Origin of the sequence: Aminobacter ciceronei (assembly GCF_014138625.1) — a bacterium.
In the GTDB taxonomy this organism is placed as follows: domain Bacteria; phylum Pseudomonadota; class Alphaproteobacteria; order Rhizobiales; family Rhizobiaceae; genus Aminobacter; species Aminobacter ciceronei.
The window spans coordinates 65,677-88,190 of record NZ_JACJHY010000001.1 but is presented as its reverse complement, the minus strand read 5'-3'; the positions used below and the strand labels follow the sequence as shown (position 1 = coordinate 88,190).

The window sequence follows — 22,514 nt, the reverse complement described above, 5'->3', positions numbered from 1 at the left end:
AACATGAAGAAGCGGCCGGTCACATCGGAGGATACGGCTTCGTGAACGGTGCTGCTCAAGAATGCTCTTGCCGGAAAAATGCAATGACTGTTTCATATTAGCTGCGGCGCATCCTGGATGCGCCAGCGCTGTTGGGAGCGTGGGCCCATGCGTATCGGCTGGTTGTTGGTTGCCAGCGTTGTTGTGCCGGGAAGTGCTGAAGCCAGTCCCGCCGGACAGGCTCCAACATTGCCGGCGCTGGGCTTCGCGTCCCCTGATGTACCCCGGGCAATCCAGGCCGCCAAGCCCAGCGAAGAAAGCCGGGATGGCTTTGTGCTGGCGCTTGCGGCGTCCTACATCGCCTTGGGCGACCTCTACCGCGACGGCAAGACCACGGCCGCGGCGGCGGAGGCCGCGCTTGCCTATTATCGCGGCCTCGACAACCCAGGCCGTCCTGCCGCGATCTACGCAGTCATCTCACCGTCCGACCTGATCGGCGTCGTCAAGGACGCGCCGGCCGATCCGTTCGCGGCATCGAAGCTTTACCTGCAGGCGGCGAATATGGGCAGCTCGGAAGCCCTGATGCGGCTCGGCGACCTTTATCGCGAGGGCAGGGTGGTCGCGGCCGACGCCAGGCGCGCCTATCTGTTCTACGACCAGGCCGCCAAGGCCGGCAACGCTGACGGCAAGCTGCGTGTCGGCGAGATGCTCGCGCGCGGGCAAGGTGTTGCGCGCGACACTGGCAAGGGGCTGGCGATGATCGCAGCACTCGCTGATGCCGGCAATCCCGAGGCGTTGGTGCTGCTTGGCGACCTCTATCGCCCCGGCGCCCAGGGCATGGTCGCGATGGAGCCGGACAAGGCGCTGGACTATTACCGCAAGGCCGCCAGCCTTGGCTACGACGTCGGCAAGCTGCGCGTCGGCGAGATGACAGCTACCGGCCAGGGCACGACGCAGGACGTCCAGGCCGGGCTCGCGATGATCGAAGAGGTGGTGGCGCGCACGCGCAACCCGGCAGGGCTCGTCCTGCTCGGCTCACTCTACAGTCGCACCGATGGCGGTGTCATTGCCATCGATCTCGGCAAGGCCTTCGGCTATTTCCGCCGCGCCGCCGACAGCGGCGACGAGACCGGCATCCTGCGCACCGGCGAGATGCTGGCGCGGGGACGCGGCACTGCTCAGTCCTATCAGGCTGGGCGGGCGATGCTGACCGGTCTTGCCGATCATGGCGATACCTTTGCGCTGATCGCGCTCGGCGATTTGCTCAGCGATGCGGCGGTCGCCCCCGTCGACCTTGCCGCTGCCGTCACATCCTATGAAAAGGCGGCGTCGCTCGGCCACAGCGACGCACTTGTCAGGCTCGGTGATCTCTACAGCCGCAACGGCGCGATCGCCTCCGACCCACCCAAGGCATTCGCCTATTATGTCAGGGCGTCGCGGGCCGGCAATCTGGCCGGTAAGCTGCGCGTCGGCGAAATGACGGTTCTCGGACAGGGCACCGACCGCAATGTCGCCGCCGGCCTGGCGCAGATGAACTCGCTCGCCGACGAAGGCGATGCCAATGCGATGAACCTGCTCGGCGGGCTTTACCAGCGCGGCATAGGCGGACTGCTGCCGGCCAATCCGGTGACGGCGTTCGACTATTTCAGCAAGTCTGCCGAGGCCGGCAGCGTGATGGGCGCCGTCCGTGCCGGCGAAATGAAGGTGCGCGGACAAGGGACGTCAAAGGACGTCGTGGGCGGCCTGCAGATGGTCAAGACGGTGGCGGATGCCGGCAATGGCGAGGCGCTGATGTCGCTGGCCGCCCTTCTGGCCGACGGCTCGACCGGCAAGGTCGACGCGACGGAAGCCGTGCTGGCCTATGAGAAGGCAGCGGCGCTGGGGCGTCCTGATGCGCTGGTGCGCATCGGCGACATCTATCGGTTAGGCGGGACGATACCAGCCGATCCGGCCAAGGCGTTCGACTATTACCGCCGCGCCGGCATGGCCGGCGACGAGACCGGCAGGCTGCGTCAGGGCGAGATGACCGCACGCGGCGAAGGCACGCGCCAGGACATTCCGGCCGGTCTCGAGCTGGTCAGGCAGGTCGGCATCGCAGGCGATCCCTACGCCTATGTCGTGCTTGGCGACCTGCATCTGTCTGGCGCGGTCGGGCCGGTCGATGGTGCTGCCGCTGTCGCGGCCTATGAGAATGCGGCCCGGAAGGGACGCGCCGATGCCTTGCTCAGGCTCGGTGACCTCTACCGTGACGGCAAAGGCGTTCCGGCCGACGGTGGCAAGGCGGCCGAATATTATCTGAAGGCAGTCGACGCGGAGAATCCGGCGGCTTCAGCGGGAGATGTGCAGAACTGAGTTTTGCTGGCGCCGCTTGCCAGGCGCCAGTCAGGGAGTTGGCATTGTCGCGTATCTGCCATGTGGCTCTGATGACGGTGTTCGCCGCACTTTCGGCGAGTACCGCCTTGTCGGCGGAAACCGCGCCCGACCCGGGCGCGCCGGCCACGCCAGGCGCTGTTACCCGGGAGCGTGCGGTCAACGCCGACGCCTTGTTGCGGCTCGGCGATCTCTACAGCAATGCCGACAACGCCAACCGCGATCCGGCCAAGGCGTTCGACTATTACCGCCAGGCGGCGGATGCCGGCAGTGCTGCGGCGCGGCTCCGCGTCGGTGAAATGCGCGTGCTGGGCGAAGGCACCGAACGCGACATCAGCGCTGGGCTTTTGGCCATCGAGGAGGTGGCATCGGCCGGCGACGGCGCAGCACTCGCCTCGCTTGGCGGCCTCTACAGCCATGCCGACAACAGGGCGATCCCGCTCGACCTGCCGCGCGCCTATGACTACTACCGCCGTGCCGCCGCGGCCGGCAACGAAACCGGCATCCTGCGCAGCGGCGAGATGCTGGCGCGCGGCCAAGGTATCGCCAGGGACAGCGCAACTGGGCTGGCGCTGGTGCGGTCGCTTGCCGATCGCGGCAACATCTATGCGCTGGTCTCCCAGGGCGACCTGATGAGCGATGCCGATGCCGGCGTGCCCGACATGCCAGGGGCGGAGGCAGCCTATGCCAAGGCAGCCGCACTCGGGCATCCCGACGCATTGCTGCGCCTCGGCGATCTCTTCGGCAGTGGCCGCGCCGGCAAGCCCGACTATGCCAAGGCGTTCGGGTATTACGAAAAGGCTGCCGAGGCCGGTCAGCAGGTCGGCAGGCTGCGCGTCGCCGAACTGACATTCCGTGGTCAGGGCACGCGGCAGGACGTCGAGGGCGGACTGGCGTCGATCAAGGAACTGGCCGATGGCGGCGACGCCGAAGCACTGAGCTTCCTTGGCGATGTCTACAGCGGAGCCACGCCAGCGCCGGTCGCAAAGGATCCTCTTGCGGCTTTCGCCTACTACCAGCGTGCTGCCGACGCCGGCAACACGCGGGCGGCCCTGAGGGTCGGCGAGATGACGGCGCATGGCTTGGGTACGTTGCGCGACGTCTCGGGTGGGCGCGACATGGTTCGCCGGCTCGCCGATGCGGGCAATCCGCTGGCACTGATCAGCCTTGGTGACCTGCTGCGTGAGCCGCAGTCGGGTGCCGTCGATGCAGACGGCGCCGTTGCAGCCTATGAACGTGCGGCGGGTCTGAGCGAACCTGAGGCGCTGGTGCGCCTGGGCGACTTCTACAGCGACGGCATGACCGTTGCCGTGGATCTGCCCAAGGCGCTCGACTATTACAGCAAGGCCGCCGGGCTCGGCGATGTCATTGGGGCCGTCCGCGCCGGCGCCATGTTGGCGCGCGGACAAGGCATAGCCCAGGATGTCGCTGCCGGCCGGGCTATGGTGAAGGCTGCGACCGAGAGCGGCGAAGCCGAGGCGCATATCGTGATGGGCGACCTTTTGAGCCGGGGCGATGGCGGCCCGCCCGATGTCCAGGCAGCAATGCGCTGGTATGCCGAGGCGGCGGCGCTCGGGCGGACGCAAGGGCTGATCAGGCTCGGAGATCTCTATCGCGAAGGCAAGCTGCTGCAGAGCAACGGCAAGAAGGCCGCCGGCTATTATCGCCAGGCGGCCGAGGCAGGCGATGCTTACGGGCTGCTCATCCTCGGCTCGGCGCTGTCGGAAAGCCTGTTGCGCAATGCGGGCAAGCCGGCCGACGGAGTTGCCGCCTTGCGTGAGGCCGAAGCAACGGGTCTGGACGATGCTGCGACCGCGCTCGCCGACGCCATGTTTTACGGCATGGGTACCAAGCGTGACGCCAAGGCAGCCGTAGCCCTGCTTGAACAGGCAGCCGGCACCGGCAACGTCGCGGCGGCGCGTCATCTGATCAGCTACTATCGTGACGGCCGCCGTTATGGCCGCACCACCTTCATCAAGGCCGATGCCAAACGCGCCGAGCAGCTGATGACAGGCGTGTCGCCATGGCTGTCGCGCGGCGATCGCCTCGTCGAGGAGATGCTGTTTGCCGCCGCCGCAAATGACACCAAGGGCTACCAGTCGATCGTGGCGCGCATGCACGAACTTTCTGCCGAGCAGCGCCAGTCGCTGGTCCGCATGATGCGGACGACCCATCCGAACGGCTACATCTATCTGGCGCAGCAGCAACTCAAGCAGGCCGGCTATTACAACGGGCCTGTCAACGGCGTGCTCAGCGGCTCCACGACGCGCGCGGTCAGCCGCTTTTGCGCGGCCAGGTCGCTGCCCAATGCCTGCCGCTTTGGCCCGATGAGCAGCCAGGCCGGGGACGTCCTGTCCTACGCGTTCTAGATTACGTCAGTCGAAACGATCGCCGAAGATGCGGCTCCAATGCTCGCCCACCAGCCCGTTGAAAAAGCCGTTACCAGTCTGGAACTGCCGGACGAGCTCGGGATCACGCGAATGCACCACCGTCGAGTTGACGTTGATGAAGATGATGCGCCGGCCGAGCATCGCTTCCAGCAGGGCTGGCTGGGTCCTGCCTCTGAGACCGGCGAGGCCGACGCCGGCGGCATGGTTGATCAGGCAGTCGATCACGGCACCAGCCTGGCCGGGCAAGGCCAGAACCTGGAGCACATGGCCGATGCCACCGGGCCGGCCGAAATAGACAAAGGCACCGATCACGGCACCTGTGCGCGCCGCAACCGTACAGCGGCAGATGTCGCCGAAATCCGTCTTGGCCGAGGCATCCGACATGATGCGCGACAGTGCGTTTTCGTTCCAATCCGGATGAATGGCGAAGCGCGAGGTGAATTTGCCGAGCAGTACGGCGAAGCCGTCGGCATCGATGCTTGCCACTGTGTAGCGGCCTTGCGAGGCCGCCGCGTCGCCGGCGCCGAACCAGCGCGAAAACTCGCCGCTGCGGCGAAGGCCGAGACAGGCATCGACGGCGCGGGCCAGCGGCGCGCCGAGGCGTGCGATGGGCAGGCGCTGTCTGGCACCGGCAACGGCGAAGGCTGCCGGTCTGAATACCTTGATCCAGTCGAGGCTGTAGTCAGGCAGGATCGAGCCGCGCAGCGTCGTCCACATATTGGCGGTAACGTCGCTTGCCGTCTCGCTGAACGACAGGTCCTGCGGACCGGCGAGAAATGCCTTGAGCAGCCTTGCGCCGGACAGGTCGTTGCGCTGGTCCTCGTCGACCATCAGCGAACCGCAGATCGAAGCGTTCAGCTTCCTGTCACCAAACCGCATGGGCAGTGACGTCACGCCGATGAAGCCCGAAATGCTGCCGTCGTCGGCGACATTGACCAGGGATGGCGACCCCGCCGTAGCGTCGGTGGAACTGAGATAGAGGCGCTGGAGATAGGCGGGCAGCGAGGCGGGCGTGGGCGTGCGCCGCTTGCGCAGCACGCGCTGGAACATGTCTGCGACGACCGCCATATCAGCGGCCTGCAATGGACGAATTTCAGGCATCGGGCGAAGCCTCGGTCATGTCACGGCAGCAATGGCTTAGGCGGGAAACATCTAGGAAGGGTGAAGGTCGGGCTCCCGGTCACGCGGGATCGAGCTTGCGGACGATCGCCGCGCGCGGTGTCTTGGCGACGTCGGACACGAATTCCACCGGTGCATAGACGCGCGCCCGGGCAAGCAGGGCTGCCACCTGGCGGTCCTGGCCGACGCCGAATTCGAAGGCGAGCCAGCCGCCGGGCTTGAGGAAGGTCACCGCATCGCGGATCAACCGCTGGTGGAACGACAGACCGTAGGGGCCGCCGTCGAAGGCTTCCCTCGGTTCGGAGGCCAGCAATTCGCTGCGATCGCCTTCGAGGCGTGCAGACGAGATGTAGGGCGGATTGCAGACGACAAGGTCGATGGACCCGGCTAGGTCCATCCCGTCGAAGGCGCCGAACAGGTCGCCCTGGGCAATGGTCACCCGGTCGGCCAGACCGAGACGGTCGGCATTTCGACGGGCGGTGGCGACGGTGCTGTCGGTCAGGTCGGCGCTCCAGACGCGCGCGCCCGGCATCTTGGCGGCGATCGCCAGGCCGAGATTGCCGGAGCCGCAGCACATGTCGATTACCCTGGCGTCGGCGCCGCGGCCGTAGAGCAGGCCGAGCGCTGCACGGCCGAGGATTTCGGTTTCCTCGCGCGGCACGAGCACGTCGCTCCCGAGCTCGAGCTCGATGTCCATGAATTTGTGCAGCCTGATGCCAGACTTGTCGCCGTTGTTCTCAACGATATGCATGGTTGCCCTCGCCAAGTCCTTTGCCCGCTCCATGACAACCCCAGCGCCCCGGATCGTCAACCGATCAATGCTTCTCCCGGGTGCGATTGTCATCAACATGACTTGTTCATACAATTCGTTACACAAAGAACCTTCTATCAATATCTACTATCGTATCGACGGTTGCGAAACCGAGACTATCGGCTTTGTGATGTGTTTTGATATCGGAAGTGTGCTTTCCTGCCATTGGTTAACTTGCGCTAAACACGTGCGCTTGTCGCACTAGCGAAACAGAGTCCGGCGTATGTGTGGATTTGTCGGGTATCTCGGGAATGTCGAGCCAGCAACGGCTGACGGGCTGCTGCGGCGCATGACCGGCAGCATCGCCCATCGGGGTCCCGACGAGCAGGGCGTGTTCGTCTGTCCTTCGGCCGGCCTTGGCCATGCCCGCCTGTCGGTCGTCGGCCTTGGCGACGGCCAGCAGCCGATGGCCAGCGCTTCGGGCGACCTCCACATCGCCTTCAACGGCGAGATCTTCAACTATGTCGAACTGCGCGACGAGCTGAAGGCGCGCGGCCGCCGGTTTCGCACAGGCAGTGACACCGAAGTGATCCTGCATCTCTATGAGGAGATGGGCCCCGACTGCGTCGACCTGATGAATGGCGACTTTGCTTTCGCCGTCTGGGACGCGCCGCGGCAGCGCATGTTCTTCGCCCGGGACCGGATGGGGGTGCGACCGCTGTTCTACACCGAAGTCGGCGGCACTTTGTATTTCGCTTCAGAGGTCAAGGCCTTTGCCAGGGTGCCCGATTTCACCGCCGAACTCGACGAAATCGCGCTCGACCAGATCTTCACCTTGTGGGCGCCGATCGCGCCGCGCACCGCTTTCAAGAATGTCTACGAGCTCGAACCCGGGCACATCATGATCGCCGACAAGGGCGGGCTGGTGACGCGTCCCTATTGGCAGCTTGATTTCCCCGATGCCGAAGCATCCCGGGCGCCGCGCGACGAGAGGCAGGCGGCGGAGGAACTCCGGGAGCTTCTGACCGACGCGACCCGCATCCGCATGCGCGCCGACGTCACCGTCGGCTCCTACCTCTCGGGCGGTCTCGATTCCTCCATCGTCTCGGCGTTGGCAGCACCGATGGCGACCGGGGGCTTGCGCACCTTCTCGGTGACCTTCGACAGTGCCGAGCATGACGAAAGCGAGTTCCAGGAAGAGATGGCGCTGGCCATCGGATCGCACCACAGCGCGGTCAATGTCGGGCCCGGCGACATCGCCTCGATCTTCCCGGAGGTGATCAATGCCACGGAGCGGCCGGTCATCCGCACGGCACCGGCGCCGCTCTATCAGCTCTCCGGGCTGGTGCGCGCCAAGGGCATCAAGGTGGTGCTGACGGGCGAGGGCGCCGACGAGGTCTTCGCCGGCTACGACATCTTCAAGGAGACGCTGGTGCGGCGCTTCTGCGACCGCCAGCCCGGTTCGGCCAGCCGGCCGCATCTGTTCCGCAAGCTCTACCCCTATCTGCCGGGGTTGCAGAAGCAGTCGGCGTCCTATCTCGCCGCCTTCTTCGGCGCCGGCAAGGACAGCCTCGACGATCCGCTCTATTCGCACCGTCCGCGCATGCGCAACACGGCTGCTGCCAAGCTGTTCTTCTCCGGCGACCTGCGCGCCAAACTCGCATCCTATGACGCGGCAGCCGAGCTCGCCTCGCAACTGCCGGAGCGTTTCGCCCGCTGGCATCCGCTGCACCAGGCGCAATATCTCGAAAGCCGCTACCTGTTGCCGGGCTACATCCTGTCGAGCCAGGGTGACCGCATGTCGATGGCGCATGGCATCGAGGGCCGCTTCCCGTTCCTAGATCATCGCCTTGTCGAGTTCGCCAGCTGGCTGCCGCCCGGCATGAAGCTCAAGGGGCTGGTCGAAAAGCACATCTTGCGCGAGGCGACCAAGGACCTGTTGCCGCCGTCGATCGGCCAACGCACGAAGCAGCCCTACCGCGCTCCGGATTCGCAATCTTTCGTCGGCGCTGGCGAGCAGCCGTGGCTGCGTGATGCGATGAGTTCCGAGGCGATCGCCGATTCAGGATTCTTCGACGTTTCGACGGTAAGGAAGCTGACCGAAAAGTGCCGGCAGCAGGCGGTGACGGGCTTCCGGGACAACGCTGCCTTTGTCGGCATCCTGTCGACGCAGCTGTGGCACCGGTCGTTCGCCGGATCCAGATCCGATGTCACCGAGGCCGCCTGACGATGAAACAAAAGGAGAGAGCATGACGCAGCAGATCAAGGACACGGTCAAAGCCTTCATCATCGACAACTTCCTGTTCGGGGACACGTCCTACGCGCTCGCCGATGACGTTTCGCTGATCGAAAGCGGCGTGATCGACTCCACCGGCGTGCTGGAACTGGTGACCTATATCGAGGACCAGTTCGGGCTCGAAATGGCGGATTCCGACATCGTTCCGGCCAATCTCGACTCGCTGGTGCGGATCGCGGCTTTCATCGAGGCGAAGCAGGCAGCAGCGCAACCCGTAAAACAGGCAGCTGGCGCCGCCTGAGGCGCTTGGGAGGGGCAATGCGACTGGAGCAGTTCTTACGCGACAGTGCGCGGTTGCGGGGCGACAAGACCGCGCTGATTGCCCGCGACATGCGCCTGACCTACGCCGAACTCGACAGCATGTCGGACCGGCTGGCAGCAAGGCTCGGCGATCTTGGCGTCGGCCGTGGCGATCGCGTGTTGGTCTTCATGGACAATTGCTGGGAAGCCGCGGTGTCGGTGTTCGCCATTGCCAAGGCCGGTGCCGTCTTCAGTCCGATCAACCCGTCGACCAAAGCCGACAAGCTCGATTTCATCATCGGCAACTGCCGCGCGCGCGCCGTGCTGACCCAGGCCCGGCTGCTGCCGGTCGTCACCGAGGCGAATGACGGCGGCGAACTGATCGTCGTGTCAACGGCTGCCGGCGGCAAGGCACCGGAAGGTGCGGTCTCATTCGAAGAATGCCTGCAAGGCAGTGCCGCAATGCCCCTTCATGGCGGCATCGACGTCGACCTTGCCATGCTGATCTACACCTCGGGCTCGACCGGCCGGCCCAAAGGCGTGATGATGACCCATCGCAACATCGAGGCGGCGGCCGGTTCGATCACCACCTATCTCGAGAACACACCAGACGACATCATCCTCAACGTCCTGCCGCTGGCCTTCGATTACGGGCTCTACCAGCTGATCATGTCGATCAAGATGGGCGCGACGCTGGTGCTGGAGAAGTCGTTCTCCTTCCCGCAGGCGATCTTCGACGTCATCCGCGCCGAGAACGTCACCGGCTTCCCGCTGGTGCCGACAATGGCGGCGCTGATCCTGCAGATGCGCGACATCAAACCGGGCTTCCTGCCCAGCCTGCGCTACGTCACCAACACCGCCGCCGCCCTGCCGCCGGCCCATATCGCACGGCTGCGCGAGCTGTTCCCCGGCGCCCGGCTCTATTCCATGTATGGCCTGACCGAGTGCAAGCGTTGCACCTACCTGCCGCCGGCGGAGCTCGACCGGCGCCCCGGATCGGTCGGCATCGCCATTCCCAACACCGAAGCCTTCGTCGTCGACGATCTCGGCCAGCCGGTGCCGCCTGATACACCGGGCGAGTTGGTCATCCGCGGGCCGCATGTCATGCAGGGCTACTGGGAGAATTCGGAAGCGACCAACCGCATGCTGCGCCCGGGCTTCAACCCGTGGGAAAAGCTGCTCTACACCGGCGACCTGTTCCGCCGCGACGCCGAAGGTTTCCTCTATTTCGTCGGGCGCAAGGACGACATCATCAAGACGCGTGGTGAAAAGGTGGCGCCCAAGGAGGTCGAGGCCGTTCTTCACGCCTGTCCCGGTGTCGCCGAGGCGGTGGTGATCGGCATACCCGACCCTATCCTCGGACACGCCATCGGCGCGCTGATCGTGCTCTCCGATCCCAACCTGACCCAGCGTGAAATCCTGCGCCACTGCCAAGCCAATCTCGAGGATTTCATGGTGCCCAAAATCATCGAGTTCCGATCCGAATTGCCCCGGACCGACACCGGCAAGGTCAGCCGGCGTCTCGCCGCCGAATCCATGGAGCCGACGCAATGAACATGCCATTGGCGCAAACCGGCAGTTTCGGCGCGGCGACGCTGACCATCGATCCCGAAGCCGAAGCGACGAGAATATCAGCCGCCTTGCGCAGCCAACTGACCGGCACGCTCCGCCGGCGCGGGCTTGTGCTCGGCCTGTCGGGCGGCGTCGATTCGAGCGTCAGTGCTGCCCTCGCGGTGCGCGCCGTCGGCGCCAAGAACGTCTTTGCTCTGTTCATGCCGGAGGACGATTCCGATCCCGAAAGCCTGCGTCTCGGACGCCTCGTCGCCGAAACCTTCGGGATATCCGCGGTCGTCGAGAACATCGGCCCGACGCTCAAGGCGATGGGCTGCTACGAGCGCCGCGACGCCTTCATCCGTGAACTGGTGCCCGAATACGGCGCCGGCTGGGCGTGCAAGATCGTCATCGCCAATGCGCTGACCAACGAAGGCTACAACATTTCGTCGCTGGTGGTGCAGGATCCCGAGGGCAAGCAGACCAAGCTGCGCATGCCGCCGCATGTCTATCTCGGCATCGTCGCCTCGACCAACATGAAGCAGCGGACGCGCAAGCAGGTCGAATATTTCCACGCCGACCGACTCAACTACGCCGTCATCGGCACACCGAACCGGCTGGAATACGACCAAGGCTTCTTCGTCAAGAACGGCGACGGTGCCGCTGACGTCAAGCCGATCGCCCATCTCTACAAGTCGCAGGTCTACCAGTTGGCCGCCCATCTCGGCGTGCCGGAGGAAATCCGCCGGCGGCCGCCGACCACCGACACCTATTCGCTGCAGCAGACGCAGGAGGAGTTCTATTTCTCCTTGCCATATGATCGCATGGACCTGTGCCTCTACGGGCTCAACAACGGCATTGCGGCGGAAGAAGTCGGCCGTGCTGCCGGGCTGACCGCCGAGCAGGTTGGCCGCGTCTGGACCGACATCGCCTCCAAGCGCAAGACGACGCGTTACCTGCACAGCGGCCCGCTTCTCGTCGATCCCGTGCCGGAGATCTGAGGCGCCTGATGGAGGCCACCGTTTCGCCGGTGGCCCTTTCCGCGACTGATCTTATTCCGGGCGCAGGAAGCGGCCGTTAACCCAGCCTTCCTGGCCGCGATAGCGCACCTTGCACCAGCTCTGGCGATCCTGGCAGCCGAGATTGCGCAGGCCGCTGGCATCAAACGGGATTTCGGCGATCAAGAAACCGCGCGGCGAAGGCGTCGAGCGCATGTTGAGCACGTCGTTGGGCGTCACGCCGACGACACGCCAGGAGCGCGGATCGGGCCCGGGGCCAGGACCCGGGTTCGGGCCCGGGCCGGGCTCGCCACCGCGGCCGAAGATCGAGACGCTGAGCGAGAAGGGGGCGGGCCGATTGCGCCGCGCTTCGGCACGCACCAAATAGATCTGGATGGTGTAGAGGCCGGAGGCGGGCAGGCGTCCGTCCCACCGCGTCTGCTCACGCGCTATGGCGCGGCCGCGCGGGTCGAGCACGTTGAAATAGAGGAAGGTGTTGCGCGAATTGAGGTCGAGGCTCATGCGCTGGCCGGCTCGCGCCTCGAGCCGGTAGGAGGCGCTGATCGGGCCGAAGACAATGCCGCGCACCGTCGTCTGCGTAGCACCAGGGCGCATGCGCAGCGTTTCCATGCGCTCCTGGGCTGCCACGACCTGCGGCACGGCAGGCGCAAAGGTCAGCATCACTGCAAAGAGAAGACCGAGTTTCCGCATCTGGTATCCCCGCTGGATCAATAGCTTGGGGATGTTAGCCGATGTGCCGGCACAGAGTAATCCAATTTCGACGGAAGCCCTAATCGCCGCTGATCGCCGTCAATACGAAGACTTCGACACCGGGCTTGAGCCTGGTTGTCAGCGTGGCGCGTTCGCCTTCGACAAAGACGTTCATATGCTTGCGGATCGCCGGGCGGCTGTCGCAGATGCGGTCGCGCATACCGGGCCAACGGCTGTCGAGCTCGTCGACCATATCGCGGACGGTTTCAGCCGGAACTTCGACGCGCCTCGAAGCACCCGGAAACAGATCGACCAGCACTCCGGGCAGGCGCACCACGACGGTGGCGAGCGCTGCTTTTCGGCTTTCCGGGGCAGGGCTGTTGTCCACGGCCGCCGCTCAGTCTACGACCAGCGTTTCGACCGACAGGATTGCCGGCAGGTGCTGGGTGACGTTGACCCAACTCTCACCTTCGTCGGCACTGGCAAACAGCGCGCCCGAACTGGTGCCGAAATAGACGCCGGCGGGGTCGAGCCTGTCGGTTGCCATCGCCTGGCGCAACACGCCGATATAGGCGTTTTCCTGCGGCAGGCCGTTGCGCATCGCCTGCCACTCTCGGCCGCCGTTGCGCGTCCGCCAGACGGCGGCCTTGGCGTCGGGCACGTAGCGGCCGGCGCTGTCGCCGTTGAGCGGCACGAGATAGAGCGTTTCGGGATCGCGCGGGTGCGCCGCGGCCGGAAAGCCGAAGGTCGAGGGCAGGCCTTTTTCGATGCTCACCCAGCGCTTGCCGCCATCGTCTGACCGGTACATGCCGCAATGGTTCTGCTGGTAGAGCCGGTCGGGCATGCCCGGCGCCATCACCAGATTGTGCACGCACTGGCCGAATTCTGGGTAGTTTTCGCCCTCGGGCATGAAATCGGCGCGGGTGCCGAGATTGCGCGGCTCCCAGGTCGCGCCGCCATCGCCAGTGTAGAACACGCCGGCCGCCGAAATGCCGATCCAGATGCGGTCCTGGTCGTCGGGATCGAGTACCAGCGAATGCAGGATGAGGCCGGCGCCGCCGGGGTTCCAATGTGGCCGGGACGGGTGTTGCTGCAAGCCGTCTATGTGCTGCCAGCTCTGGCCGGAATCGTCGCTGCGGAACAGGCCGGCCGGCTGCACGCCGGCATAAAGGCTGCCATTACCCTTGGCGAGGCTCCACACCGCCTTGATCGGCTCTTCGCCCTCGGCATATGCGAGCCCCTCCGACGAATGCGTCCAGGTCTCGCCGAGATCGGTCGACTTCCACACCGCCGGCCCAAACCACTCATTGCCGCCGGCGCCCCAGATGGTGCCGGTCGACTGGTCGGCGACGACATGGTTCATCGGCCAGGTCTCGCAGAACGGTCCGCGCAGTTTCCAGCTCTGCCGTGCCGCATTGCTTTCGGCGATGAAGGCACCTTTCTTGGTGCCGAGCAGGACAAGCACTTTCTCTGCCATGTTCTCCTCCCGCAGTGCCGATCTTCAGGGATCGATTCCGGATCGGCTGCTATCGCATTTCAAACACTGGCTTTTCCCGGCAATGCCGGCTCGGGATCCCGGCTCCTCCCGGGGATGATCCAGATGCTGACAAAGACAGCCGACCATAGCGGCAAAGCGGCAGGCAGGCCAGATTGAGCTGCCATGCTCCTGACAAACGGCAGCCCAGACTGTGCCGGCGACATTCGAGTTGACAGGGCGCCATAATTCAATACCCGTCGCGCTTTAGGTTGGACATATCAGCGTGCTCGGGAGGAACCATCGGATGACCATCAACGTAGCCCCTGTCGGCTTGGCGCGGGATCTTGCCGAGCGTGGCAAGTCCGGCAAGCCGATCCGCATTGGCCTGATCGGCTCGGGCGAGATGGGCACCGACATCGTCGCCCGGGTGGCGCACATGCCCGGCATCGAGGTCGGCGCGATCTCCGAGCTCAACCTGCCCAACGCGCATCGCGCCGTCGACATCGCCTATCAGGAGAAGGGTCACGCCCGCGAAGTTGCCTCCGGTTCGGCGCTGAACGAAGCCATCGAGGCCGGCAAGGTCGCGGTCACCAACGATGCCGACCTGATCCTCAACAGCGGCCTGATCGACGTCGTCATCGATGCGACGGGCGTTCCTGCCGTCGGCGCCGAGATCGGCCTGCGCGCCATGGAGCATGGCAAGCATCTGGTGATGATGAATGTCGAGGCCGACGTCACCATCGGTGCCTATCTAAAGTCAGAGGCCGACAGGCTTGGCGTCACCTATTCGCTCGGCGCCGGCGACGAGCCGTCGTCCTGCATGGAGCTGATCGAGTTCGTCTCGGCGATGGGCCACACCATCGTCGCTGCCGGCAAGGGCAAGAACAACCCGCTCAACATCGACGCGGTGCCGCACGACTATGCCGAGGAAGCGGCCCGCCGCAACATGAACGTGCGTATGCTTGTCGAGTTCGTCGACGGCTCCAAGACCATGGTCGAGATGGCGGCGATCGCCAATGCCACCGGTCTGGTGCCGGACAAGGCCGGCATGCACGGCCCGGCCGCGACCTTGCCGGAGCTCAACAAGGTGCTGGTCCCGGAGAAGGACGGCGGTGTTCTCTCCAAGGTCGGCGTCGTCGACTATTCGATCGGCAAGGGGGTTGCCCCCGGCGTGTTCGTCATCGCCGACATGTCGCATCCGCGGATCCGCGAGCGCATGGAAGATTTGAAGATGGGCCATGGCCCGTATTTCACCTTCCACCGGCCCTATCACCTGACCTCGCTCGAGGTGCCGCTGACCTGTGCCCGCGTGGTGCTTTACGGCAAGGCCGACATGGTGCCGCTGGCCAAGCCGGTGGCCGACGTCTGTGCGGTGGCCAAGAAGGATCTTGCGCCCGGCGACGCGCTCGATGCCATCGGCGAATACACCTACCGCGCCTGGATCATGACGGCGGGCGAGGCCCGTGCGGCCAAAGCCATCCCCTGCGGCCTGCTGCAGGGCGGCACGGTGACGGCCCCGATCAAGAAGGGCGAGCTGATCACCACTGCCAATGCATCAGTCGCGCCAGGCTCCAAGATCGCCGAGCTGCGCGCGAGGCAGGACAGGCTGGTTTACGGGGCATAAGGCAACGAGCTGGCCGGCAGGCGAGCGAAGCTCGCGATCTGGGCGTTGGCGGACGCCCAGATCGCGGACGACGATCATGGAAATGAGGAGATGACCATGGACAGCAACTCGGGCGCGACGCCCTCGCAACTGATCGATGCACGGATCAAGGACCTGGGCGACTGGCGCGGCGAGGCGCTTGCCCACGTCCGCGCCTTGATCAAACAGGCCGCCCCCGAAGTGGTCGAGGAGTGGAAGTGGCGGGGCGTTCCCGTCTGGGAGCACGCCGGTATCATCTGCACCGGCGAGACCTACAAGAGCGTGGTCAAGCTGACCTTTGCCAAGGGCGCGTCGCTCGAGGACCCGTCAGGCCTGTTCAACTCCAGCCTCGATGGCAACACCCGCCGCGCCATCGACATCCATGAGGGCGACACGCTCGATGAAACGGCACTGAAGGCGCTGGTTCAGGCAGCGGTGGCGCTGAACATGTCGGTCAAGGCCGCCCGTGCGCCGAAGAAGGCAAAGAGCGGCTGAGGCGCCCGCTTCGGCGGGCTGGGCTCCTTGGTCCGCTGCCTGCTTGCATTTCGGCTCGCCAGCTTAGGTTACGCCTCCAGCGCGCCTGTTCGCGCATCGCTGCTGGGGGCCACTCCGACCAGTTTGACGAGGTCGTCGCCGGCGCGCGTGGCGCGGTGCGAGCGGCGGGTGAGGATGAATCCGTCCTGCGGTGCCAGCACCTCGACCCTGCCGCCGTCCTCACCGGCCGCGCGCACGATCGTCGCGATATGGGCTCCCGCCTTGACGGTGTCGCCCGGATTGACGTGGTAGAGGATGGCACCGGCGCAAGGAGCGGGCACCATCTCGATATGGTCGATCGGCGCGACCACCCCGGCGAACGTCTTTTGGGTCTCGATCCAGGTGTCCTCGATCACGCCGCGCGCCACAAGCAGGCGATAAAGGCCTTGTGCGTCGGCTTCGGCAACGGTGGCATAGACATCGGAGACGCCGCGATACTCGACTGTCGTGACGACGCGGCTTTCGAGCCGTGCTTCCTTGCGCGGCATCTTGAGATAGGGGTGCAGCGAGGCCTCGTCGAACGACGAGCCCGATTGGCCGCTCCACAGGATGACAGCGTCGACGCCCATATTCGCGGCGCAATCGGCCATCGCCGGCCACAGTTCGTCGGGCACGTAGAGATAGGCGACACCCTCGTCATCGCAATGCAGGTCGAGCACGATGTCGTGGCCAAGCGACAGCTTGAGCAGGCGCGCCTTCAGCCGCCGGTCCGACGACATTGGTACCTCGTCACCCGGCAACAGCGCGGTGTCGGGCCTGTCGAGCAACGGGAAATCGCGATTGTAGTTGACGCGTGTGCCGAGGTCGAAGCGGCCTTGCGACGCCCCGAACAGCAACTGATTGGCGCCGATCGGGTTGGCGCGCGGCACGATTGTGACGTTGCCACGCACGCGGCCTTCGTTTTCCGCCTTGCGCAGTTTTGGCATCAGCGCGTCGATGGCGACGACGCCGGGGAGTTCGTCGCCATGCAGGGCCGCCTGGATGTAGGCTGAGGGCGCTTCGGACGAGGTGCCCGAAATGCGGTAGAGCGCAAATTCGTAGGCGATGCCCTCGCTGTCGCCCCTGATCGTCTCGACCGATTTTTCCATGCCATGTCCCTCGATGCTTCGACTGCTGCCTAACCGCTCGGCTGGTGATTCACCAGAGCCGTGGTGGTGAGTCATGGTCCAGCGCGCCGCAGCCGCAGCTCCAGACGTGTCGCCACTCCTCAGGCCGCCGAGCCCCATTGCTTCATCAGCGCCGCCGAGCGGGCCAACTGCGGGGCAGGATGGAACTCGTGGCCGAGCCTGGCTGCGGCACGCCACGGCCAGCGCGGATCGGCGAGCAATGCGCGGCCCAGCGCCACCATGTCGGCCTGGCCCTCGCGGATTATGGCATCGGCCTGCTCAGGCTGGTCGATCATGCCGACGGCGCGGACCGGGATGCCCGTCGCCTTCTTCACCGCCTCGGCGAGGTGGACCTGGTAGCCGGGGCCGGTACGCAGGCTCTGGTGTGGGGAATTACCGCCGCTCGAACAGCATAGGTAAGCGACGCCCGCCTCACGACAGGCCTTGGCGACTTCGATCGCCTCCTCGAGGGTGAAGCCGCCATCGACCCAGTCGGTCAAAGACATGCGGGCGCCGAGCATCAGGCTTGGCACCGCTTCCTTGACGCGGCGGGCGATCGTCATGGCAAAGCGCATGCGGTTTTCGAGCGAACCGCCCCAGCGGTCGCTGCGGTGGTTGGACAGCGGCGACAGGAACTGGTGCAGCAGATAGCCATGCGCCGAATGCAGCTCGATGAAGTCGAAGCCGGCGCGTTCGGCCCGCTGCGCCGCCTGGACGAAATGGCCGATGGTCTGCTCGATCTCGTCTTCATCAAGCGCATGCGGCACCTGCCAGCCATCGGCATAGGCAAGCGCCGAGCATGACACCACAGGCCATGCATCCTCTTCCGGCTTGAGCGGGCCCGAGCCGTCCCATGGCCTGTGATTGGAGGCCTTGCGGCCGGCGTGCGCAAGCTGCACGCCGAACTTCGCACCTGGCGTCGCCACCCGCCGCGCTGCGTCGAGGGCGCGTTTCGCAGCCGCTTCGTTGGCATCGGAATAGAGCCCCATGCAGCCATGGCTGATGCGGCCGCGCCGTTCGACATCAGTCATCTCGACGGTGACCATGCCTGCGCCGGACATGGCGAGGTTCATCCAGTGCTGCAGGTGCCAGTCGGTCGCGGAGCCGTCGTCGGCGGAATACTGGCACATCGGCGCAACCGCGATGCGGTTGGGGAAATCGAGCGTGCCGAGCTTGATCGGCGAAAACAGATGGGCGGTCATGACGGCTCCTGGGCTTGGTAAGGCGACTGTAAGATGTTTGACGGGGCGGGCAACCGTGTTGCATGGGGCCAGACCGTGCTAACAGTCGCGACCCTGCCGCGGCCCAACGGCGGCAATGGCGAATCGGAGGGGTGGATGACCACGACCAGGGACCGGCTGGAGGCGATCCTTTCGCGGCTTGCTGCGCGCGCTGGTGAAGAACGCGTCTTCATGAAGCTCTATGCCGATGTGTCGCGCGCCGCCGCCGATGCCGCTGATGCGCGCCGCCGGGCAGGGCTGATGCTCGGGCCACTGGATGGCACAATCGTCTCGATCAAGGACCTGTTCGACGTCACTGGTGAGCCGACGCTGGCCGGTTCGGTGCTGCGGCGCGATGCCGAATCGGCACGGGACGACGCGCTGGTGGTCAAGCGCTTGCGCCGCGCCGGTGCTGTCATCATCGGCAAGACCCATATGACCGAGTTCGCCTTCACCGCGCTCGGCATCAATCCGCATTACGGCACGCCGGGCAACGCCGCCGATTCCAGGCTGATCCCGGGCGGCTCGTCCTCGGGCGCCGCAGTCTCGGTCGCCGAAGGCAGCTCCGACATTTCGATCGGCTCGGACACCGGCGGCTCGGTCAGGGTGCCCGCCGCCCTCAACGGTGTCGTCGGCTTCAAGCCGACGGCACGGCGCATTCCGCTTGATGGCGCGTTCCCGCTGTCGCCGTCGCTCGATTCCATCGGCCCGCTCGCCAACACAGTGGCGCAATGCATCGCCACCGATGCGGTCATGTCAGGCAAGGAGCATTTTTCGCTGCCACCGCTGTCGCTCGCCGGCCTGCGCCTCGCCATCCCGCGTGGCCGCCTGCTCGACGAGATGGCGCCCGGCCTGGCGGCCAGCTTCGAGCGCGCGCTGCACCTGCTTTCGGCTGCCGGTGCGGTGATCGGCGACTGCCAGATCGACGACCTGTTGGCCGATTTCCGCGCCGCGACGCGGACAGGCACCATCGCTGCGATCGAGGGGGCCTCGATCCACGCCGACTGGCTGGCCAATGGTGCGTCTGTGCCCATCGACCCCAATGTCAGCGGCGCGCTTGGCCGCGCCATGCAGGTTCCGGCGGTCAGCTACATCAGGACGATGAACCGCCGCGTCGAGCTTGCCGCCGCCATGGACGCGCGGCTGTCTGCGCATGATCTCGTCGTGCTGCCGACGACGCCCGTGCCGGCACAGCCGATGTCAGACATGCTGGCCGACCTTGCGCACGCCAACCGCATCGAGGGGCTGTTGTTGCGCAATACCCAGGTCGCCAACCAGTTCGACCTCTGCGCCCTGTCGCTGCCGATGGCCGGTACGGCGCTGCCGTCCGGCCTGATGCTGATGGCGCGCCATGGCCACGACCGCCGACTGCTTTCCGCTGGCCTTGCCGTCGAGGCACTGCTTAGGGATAGGCCATGACCGGTTTGATCACCGACGACGGCGTCGTCACGCGCTGGCCGGCCAAGGCCGCCGACCGGCTGGTGGTGCTCGATTTCCTCGTCGCAAAATTCGAGACCGGACGCGACTACAGCGAGCGCGAGGTCAACGACGTCCTCAAGCGCTACCACAGCTTCGGCGACGGGGCCCTTTTGAGGCGCGAATTGTTCGAGAGCGGGCGCTTTTCGCGCAACCCTGTCACCGCCATCTATCGCCGTGCCGATGCCCGTTAAGTCGGGGGTTTGCTGGCCTCTTGCGGAGCTGGCCTGAATAATGGTCATCTGGCCGCTACAACGTTGCAGGCCGGAATCGGACGAGGAGTTTGCCATGCCATCGACAATGAAGGGTCCCGCGATCTTCCTCGCCCAGTTCGCCGGCGACGCTGCGCCGTTCAATTCATTGAAATCGATTACATCGTGGGCAGGTGGTCTCGGCTACAAGGGGGTGCAGATCCCGACGCCCGACGCGCGCCTGTTCGATCTTCAGAAGGCTGCGACGTCGAAAACCTATTGCGACGAGATCAAGGGCATCTGCGCCGATGCGGGTGTCGAGATCACCGAATTGTCGACCCATCTGCAGGGGCAACTGGTGGCGGTGCACCCGGCCTATGACGCGCAGTTCGACGGCTTTGCGCCCGATGCGGTCCGCGGCAATGCCAAGGCGCGCCAGCAATGGGCGGGCGAGCAGATGAAGCTCGCAGCCAAAGCATCGCAGAATCTCGGGCTCACGGCCTGCGTCTCCTTCACCGGCGCGCTGGCGTTTCCCTATCTCTACCCTTGGCCGCAGCGGCCCGCCGGCCTGATCGAAGAGGCCTTCGCCGAGCTCGGCAAGCGCTGGACGCCCATTCTCGACGCCTATGACGAGGCTGGCGTCGACCTCTGCTTCGAGCTGCATCCGGGCGAGGACGCCTTCGATGGCGCCACCTTCGAGATGTTCCTCGACGCCGTCGGCGGCCACAAGCGTTGCAACATCAACTACGACCCGTCGCATTTCCTGTTGCAGCAGCTGGACTATCTCGCCTTCATCGACATCTACCACGAGCGCATCAAGGCGTTTCACGTCAAGGACGCCGAGTTCAATCCCGACGGCCGCCAGGGCGTTTACTCCGGCTACCAGGGCTGGCTCGGCCGCGCCGGGCGCTTCCGCTCGCTGGGCGACGGCCAGGTCGATTTCACCGGCATTTTCTCCAGGCTCGCGCAGTATGGCTACGACAGCTGGGCGGTGCTCGAATGGGAATGCTGCCTCAAGCATCCGGAAGACGGCGCTGCCGAAGGGGCGCCATTCATCGAAAGCCACATCATCCGCGTCACCGACAAGGCGTTCGACGATTTCGCCGGCGGGACGAGCGACCCGGCGACGCTGCGGAAGATGATGGGGATCGAGTAAGCGGACACCGGAGGTGCCGAGGGACAGCACCTCCTCTGTCCGGCCGGACAGAGAGGGCGTGGAGCGCAGTCGGGGAACAACCAGGAGGAAAGCATGACAATCGAAGGACGCGGTGACAAGTCGGCCGGCCCGATCCGCTACGGCATGGTCGGTGGCGGGCAGGGCGCCTTCATCGGTGCAGTCCACCGCATCGCCGCCCGCATGGACGGCGATTTCCAGCTTGTCGCAGGCGCGCTGTCGTCCAATCCGGAGCGCGCCAAGGCCTCCGCCGCCGAGATCGGCCTCGATCCCGAGCGCAGCTACACCTCCTATGCCGAGATGGCCAAGGCCGAGGCGAAACGGCCCGACGGCATCGAGGCGGTGGCCATCGTCACGCCGAACAACGTACACTATCCCGCCGCCAAAGCCTTCCTCGAAGCCGGCATCCACGTCATCTGCGACAAGCCGCTGACGGCGACGCTTGCCGAGGCGAAGAAGCTCGCGGCACTCGTCGAGAAGACCGGCAAGGTCTTCGTTCTTACCCACAACTACACCGGCTATCCGATGATCCGGCAGGCGCGCGAGATGGTCGCCAAGGGCCAGCTCGGCGACATCAGGGTCGTCCAGGCCGAATACCCACAGGACTGGCTGACCGAAGATCTCGCCGCGACCGGCCAGAAGCAGGCCTCCTGGCGCGCCGATCCGAAACAGTCGGGCGTCGGCGGCGCCACCGGCGACATCGGCACCCATGCCTACAATCTCGCCCGCTTCGTCTCCGGCCTGGAGCTCGACAGCCTGTCGGCCGATCTCGACGCCTTCGTGTCGGGCCGGCTGCTTGACGACAACGTCAACGTCATGCTGCGCTTCAAGGGCGGCGCCAAGGGCATGATCTGGGCAAGCCAGGTGGCGCCGGGCCACGAGAACGGGCTCAAGCTGCGTGTCTATGGCTCCAAGGGCGGCATCGAATGGGTGCAGGCCGATCCGAACTACCTCTGGTACACGCCCTTCGGTCAGCCCAAGCAGCTGATCACCCGCGGCGGCGTTGGCGCTGGCCTCGCCGCAGCCCGCGTCACCCGCGTGCCGTCCGGCCACCCGGAAGGCTATCTCGAAGGTTTCGCCAACATCTACCAGGAAGCCGCCCGTGCCATCCGCGCCGCGCGCAAGAAACGCGGCAAGCCGGCCAAGGACGTCATCTACCCGACGGTGCAGGATGGGGTTGAGGGCGTGGCATTCGTCGAAGCCTGCGTGCGCTCGTCGAAGAAGAACGCCGCGTGGACGAAGCTTTAGGGACAGGCTCTGGTCAATCTGGGGACATTGCCGACCCAACC

At 65.5% G+C, this 22,514-nt stretch carries 19 protein-coding genes; 12 read left to right on the top strand and 7 right to left on the bottom strand.

The window, feature by feature from the left end:
• Nucleotides 1-147 precede the first annotated feature (147 nt).
• Both HNQ95_RS00350 and HNQ95_RS00345 read left to right on the top strand, forming a co-directional pair.
• Complete coding sequence (locus HNQ95_RS00350; RefSeq protein WP_182573222.1) at nucleotides 148-2,331, top strand: tetratricopeptide repeat protein; 2,184 nt, start codon at nucleotides 148-150, stop codon at nucleotides 2,329-2,331.
• A 44-nt stretch (nucleotides 2,332-2,375) separates the two neighbouring features.
• Nucleotides 2,376-4,718: an SEL1-like repeat protein gene (locus HNQ95_RS00345; protein WP_182573221.1), complete on the top strand. Its 2,343-nt coding sequence runs from the start codon at nucleotides 2,376-2,378 to the stop codon at nucleotides 4,716-4,718.
• Nucleotides 4,719-4,724: 6 nt separating this feature from the next.
• Here the strand turns inward: HNQ95_RS00345 and HNQ95_RS00340 are convergent, their stop codons facing one another.
• Both HNQ95_RS00340 and HNQ95_RS00335 read right to left on the bottom strand, forming a co-directional pair.
• Nucleotides 4,725-5,840 (bottom strand): hypothetical protein, encoded by a 1,116-nt coding sequence (locus tag HNQ95_RS00340; RefSeq protein ID WP_067960149.1) that lies wholly within the window; start codon nucleotides 5,838-5,840, stop codon nucleotides 4,725-4,727.
• Between the two features lie 79 nt (nucleotides 5,841-5,919).
• Entirely contained in the window at nucleotides 5,920-6,609 is a 690-nt protein-coding gene (locus HNQ95_RS00335; RefSeq protein WP_246340505.1) for a N5-glutamine methyltransferase family protein, read from the bottom strand.
• 283 nt (nucleotides 6,610-6,892) lie between these two features.
• Here HNQ95_RS00335 and asnB point away from each other — a divergent pair, with 283 nt between their 5' ends.
• Genes asnB through nadE form a run of 4 tightly spaced genes read left to right on the top strand, consistent with a single transcriptional unit; the run spans nucleotide 6,893 to nucleotide 11,697 of the window.
• Nucleotides 6,893-8,836 (top strand): asparagine synthase (glutamine-hydrolyzing), encoded by a 1,944-nt coding sequence (gene asnB / locus HNQ95_RS00330; RefSeq protein WP_067960155.1) that lies wholly within the window; start codon nucleotides 6,893-6,895, stop codon nucleotides 8,834-8,836.
• Between the two features lie 22 nt (nucleotides 8,837-8,858).
• Nucleotides 8,859-9,146 (top strand): acyl carrier protein, encoded by a 288-nt coding sequence (locus HNQ95_RS00325; protein WP_067960158.1) that lies wholly within the window; start codon nucleotides 8,859-8,861, stop codon nucleotides 9,144-9,146.
• Nucleotides 9,147-9,163: 17 nt separating this feature from the next.
• Nucleotides 9,164-10,699, top strand: coding sequence for a class I adenylate-forming enzyme family protein (locus tag HNQ95_RS00320; protein WP_067960160.1), 1,536 nt, complete (start codon nucleotides 9,164-9,166; stop codon nucleotides 10,697-10,699).
• Nucleotides 10,696-11,697, top strand: a complete 1,002-nt coding sequence (nadE, locus tag HNQ95_RS00315; protein WP_067960163.1) for an NAD(+) synthase — start codon at nucleotides 10,696-10,698, stop codon at nucleotides 11,695-11,697. Before HNQ95_RS00320 ends, nadE begins: the two co-directional genes overlap by 4 nt.
• Nucleotides 11,698-11,748: 51 nt before the next feature.
• Here nadE and HNQ95_RS00310 read toward each other — a convergent pair whose 3' ends face one another.
• The 3 genes from HNQ95_RS00310 to HNQ95_RS00300 form a co-directional block, all read right to left on the bottom strand.
• Complete coding sequence (locus tag HNQ95_RS00310; protein WP_067960166.1) at nucleotides 11,749-12,405, bottom strand: SH3 domain-containing protein; 657 nt, start codon at nucleotides 12,403-12,405, stop codon at nucleotides 11,749-11,751.
• Between the two features lie 79 nt (nucleotides 12,406-12,484).
• Nucleotides 12,485-12,793 (bottom strand): MoaD/ThiS family protein, encoded by a 309-nt coding sequence (locus HNQ95_RS00305; protein WP_182573219.1) that lies wholly within the window; start codon nucleotides 12,791-12,793, stop codon nucleotides 12,485-12,487.
• Between the two features lie 9 nt (nucleotides 12,794-12,802).
• Nucleotides 12,803-13,882, bottom strand: a complete 1,080-nt coding sequence (locus HNQ95_RS00300) for a WD40/YVTN/BNR-like repeat-containing protein (RefSeq protein ID WP_067960172.1) — start codon at nucleotides 13,880-13,882, stop codon at nucleotides 12,803-12,805.
• A gap of 304 nt (nucleotides 13,883-14,186) precedes the next feature.
• Between HNQ95_RS00300 and HNQ95_RS00295 the strand changes: the two genes are divergently transcribed.
• Both HNQ95_RS00295 and HNQ95_RS00290 read left to right on the top strand, forming a co-directional pair.
• Nucleotides 14,187-15,506 (top strand): NAD(P)H-dependent oxidoreductase, encoded by a 1,320-nt coding sequence (locus HNQ95_RS00295; protein ID WP_067960175.1) that lies wholly within the window; start codon nucleotides 14,187-14,189, stop codon nucleotides 15,504-15,506.
• A gap of 96 nt (nucleotides 15,507-15,602) precedes the next feature.
• The gene (locus HNQ95_RS00290; RefSeq protein ID WP_246340504.1) at nucleotides 15,603-16,019 is read left to right on the top strand and encodes a DUF1801 domain-containing protein; all 417 of its coding nucleotides are present in this window, start codon (nucleotides 15,603-15,605) and stop codon (nucleotides 16,017-16,019) included.
• A 68-nt stretch (nucleotides 16,020-16,087) separates the two neighbouring features.
• On the opposite strand, the gene HNQ95_RS00285 is transcribed toward HNQ95_RS00290, so the two are convergent.
• Together HNQ95_RS00285 and HNQ95_RS00280 are read right to left on the bottom strand one after the other, a co-directional pair.
• Nucleotides 16,088-17,146, bottom strand: coding sequence for a M14 family metallopeptidase (locus HNQ95_RS00285; RefSeq protein WP_067960177.1), 1,059 nt, complete (start codon nucleotides 17,144-17,146; stop codon nucleotides 16,088-16,090).
• Nucleotides 17,147-17,265: 119 nt separating this feature from the next.
• Entirely contained in the window at nucleotides 17,266-18,366 is a 1,101-nt protein-coding gene (locus tag HNQ95_RS00280; protein WP_067960180.1) for an NADH:flavin oxidoreductase/NADH oxidase, read from the bottom strand.
• Nucleotides 18,367-18,501: 135 nt separating this feature from the next.
• Between HNQ95_RS00280 and HNQ95_RS00275 the strand changes: the two genes are divergently transcribed.
• The 4 genes from HNQ95_RS00275 to HNQ95_RS00260 all read left to right on the top strand — a co-directional run bounded on the left by HNQ95_RS00275 (nucleotide 18,502) and on the right by HNQ95_RS00260 (nucleotide 22,473).
• Nucleotides 18,502-19,803, top strand: coding sequence for an amidase (locus tag HNQ95_RS00275; protein ID WP_067966311.1), 1,302 nt, complete (start codon nucleotides 18,502-18,504; stop codon nucleotides 19,801-19,803).
• Complete coding sequence (locus HNQ95_RS00270) at nucleotides 19,800-20,054, top strand: DUF2087 domain-containing protein (RefSeq protein ID WP_067960183.1); 255 nt, start codon at nucleotides 19,800-19,802, stop codon at nucleotides 20,052-20,054. The genes HNQ95_RS00275 and HNQ95_RS00270 overlap by 4 nt, the downstream gene beginning before the upstream one ends.
• 94 nt (nucleotides 20,055-20,148) lie before the next feature.
• Entirely contained in the window at nucleotides 20,149-21,207 is a 1,059-nt protein-coding gene (locus HNQ95_RS00265) for a sugar phosphate isomerase/epimerase family protein (protein WP_067966312.1), read from the top strand.
• Between the two features lie 93 nt (nucleotides 21,208-21,300).
• The gene (locus tag HNQ95_RS00260) at nucleotides 21,301-22,473 is read left to right on the top strand and encodes a Gfo/Idh/MocA family protein (protein WP_067960186.1); all 1,173 of its coding nucleotides are present in this window, start codon (nucleotides 21,301-21,303) and stop codon (nucleotides 22,471-22,473) included.
• Nucleotides 22,474-22,514 lie beyond the last annotated feature (41 nt).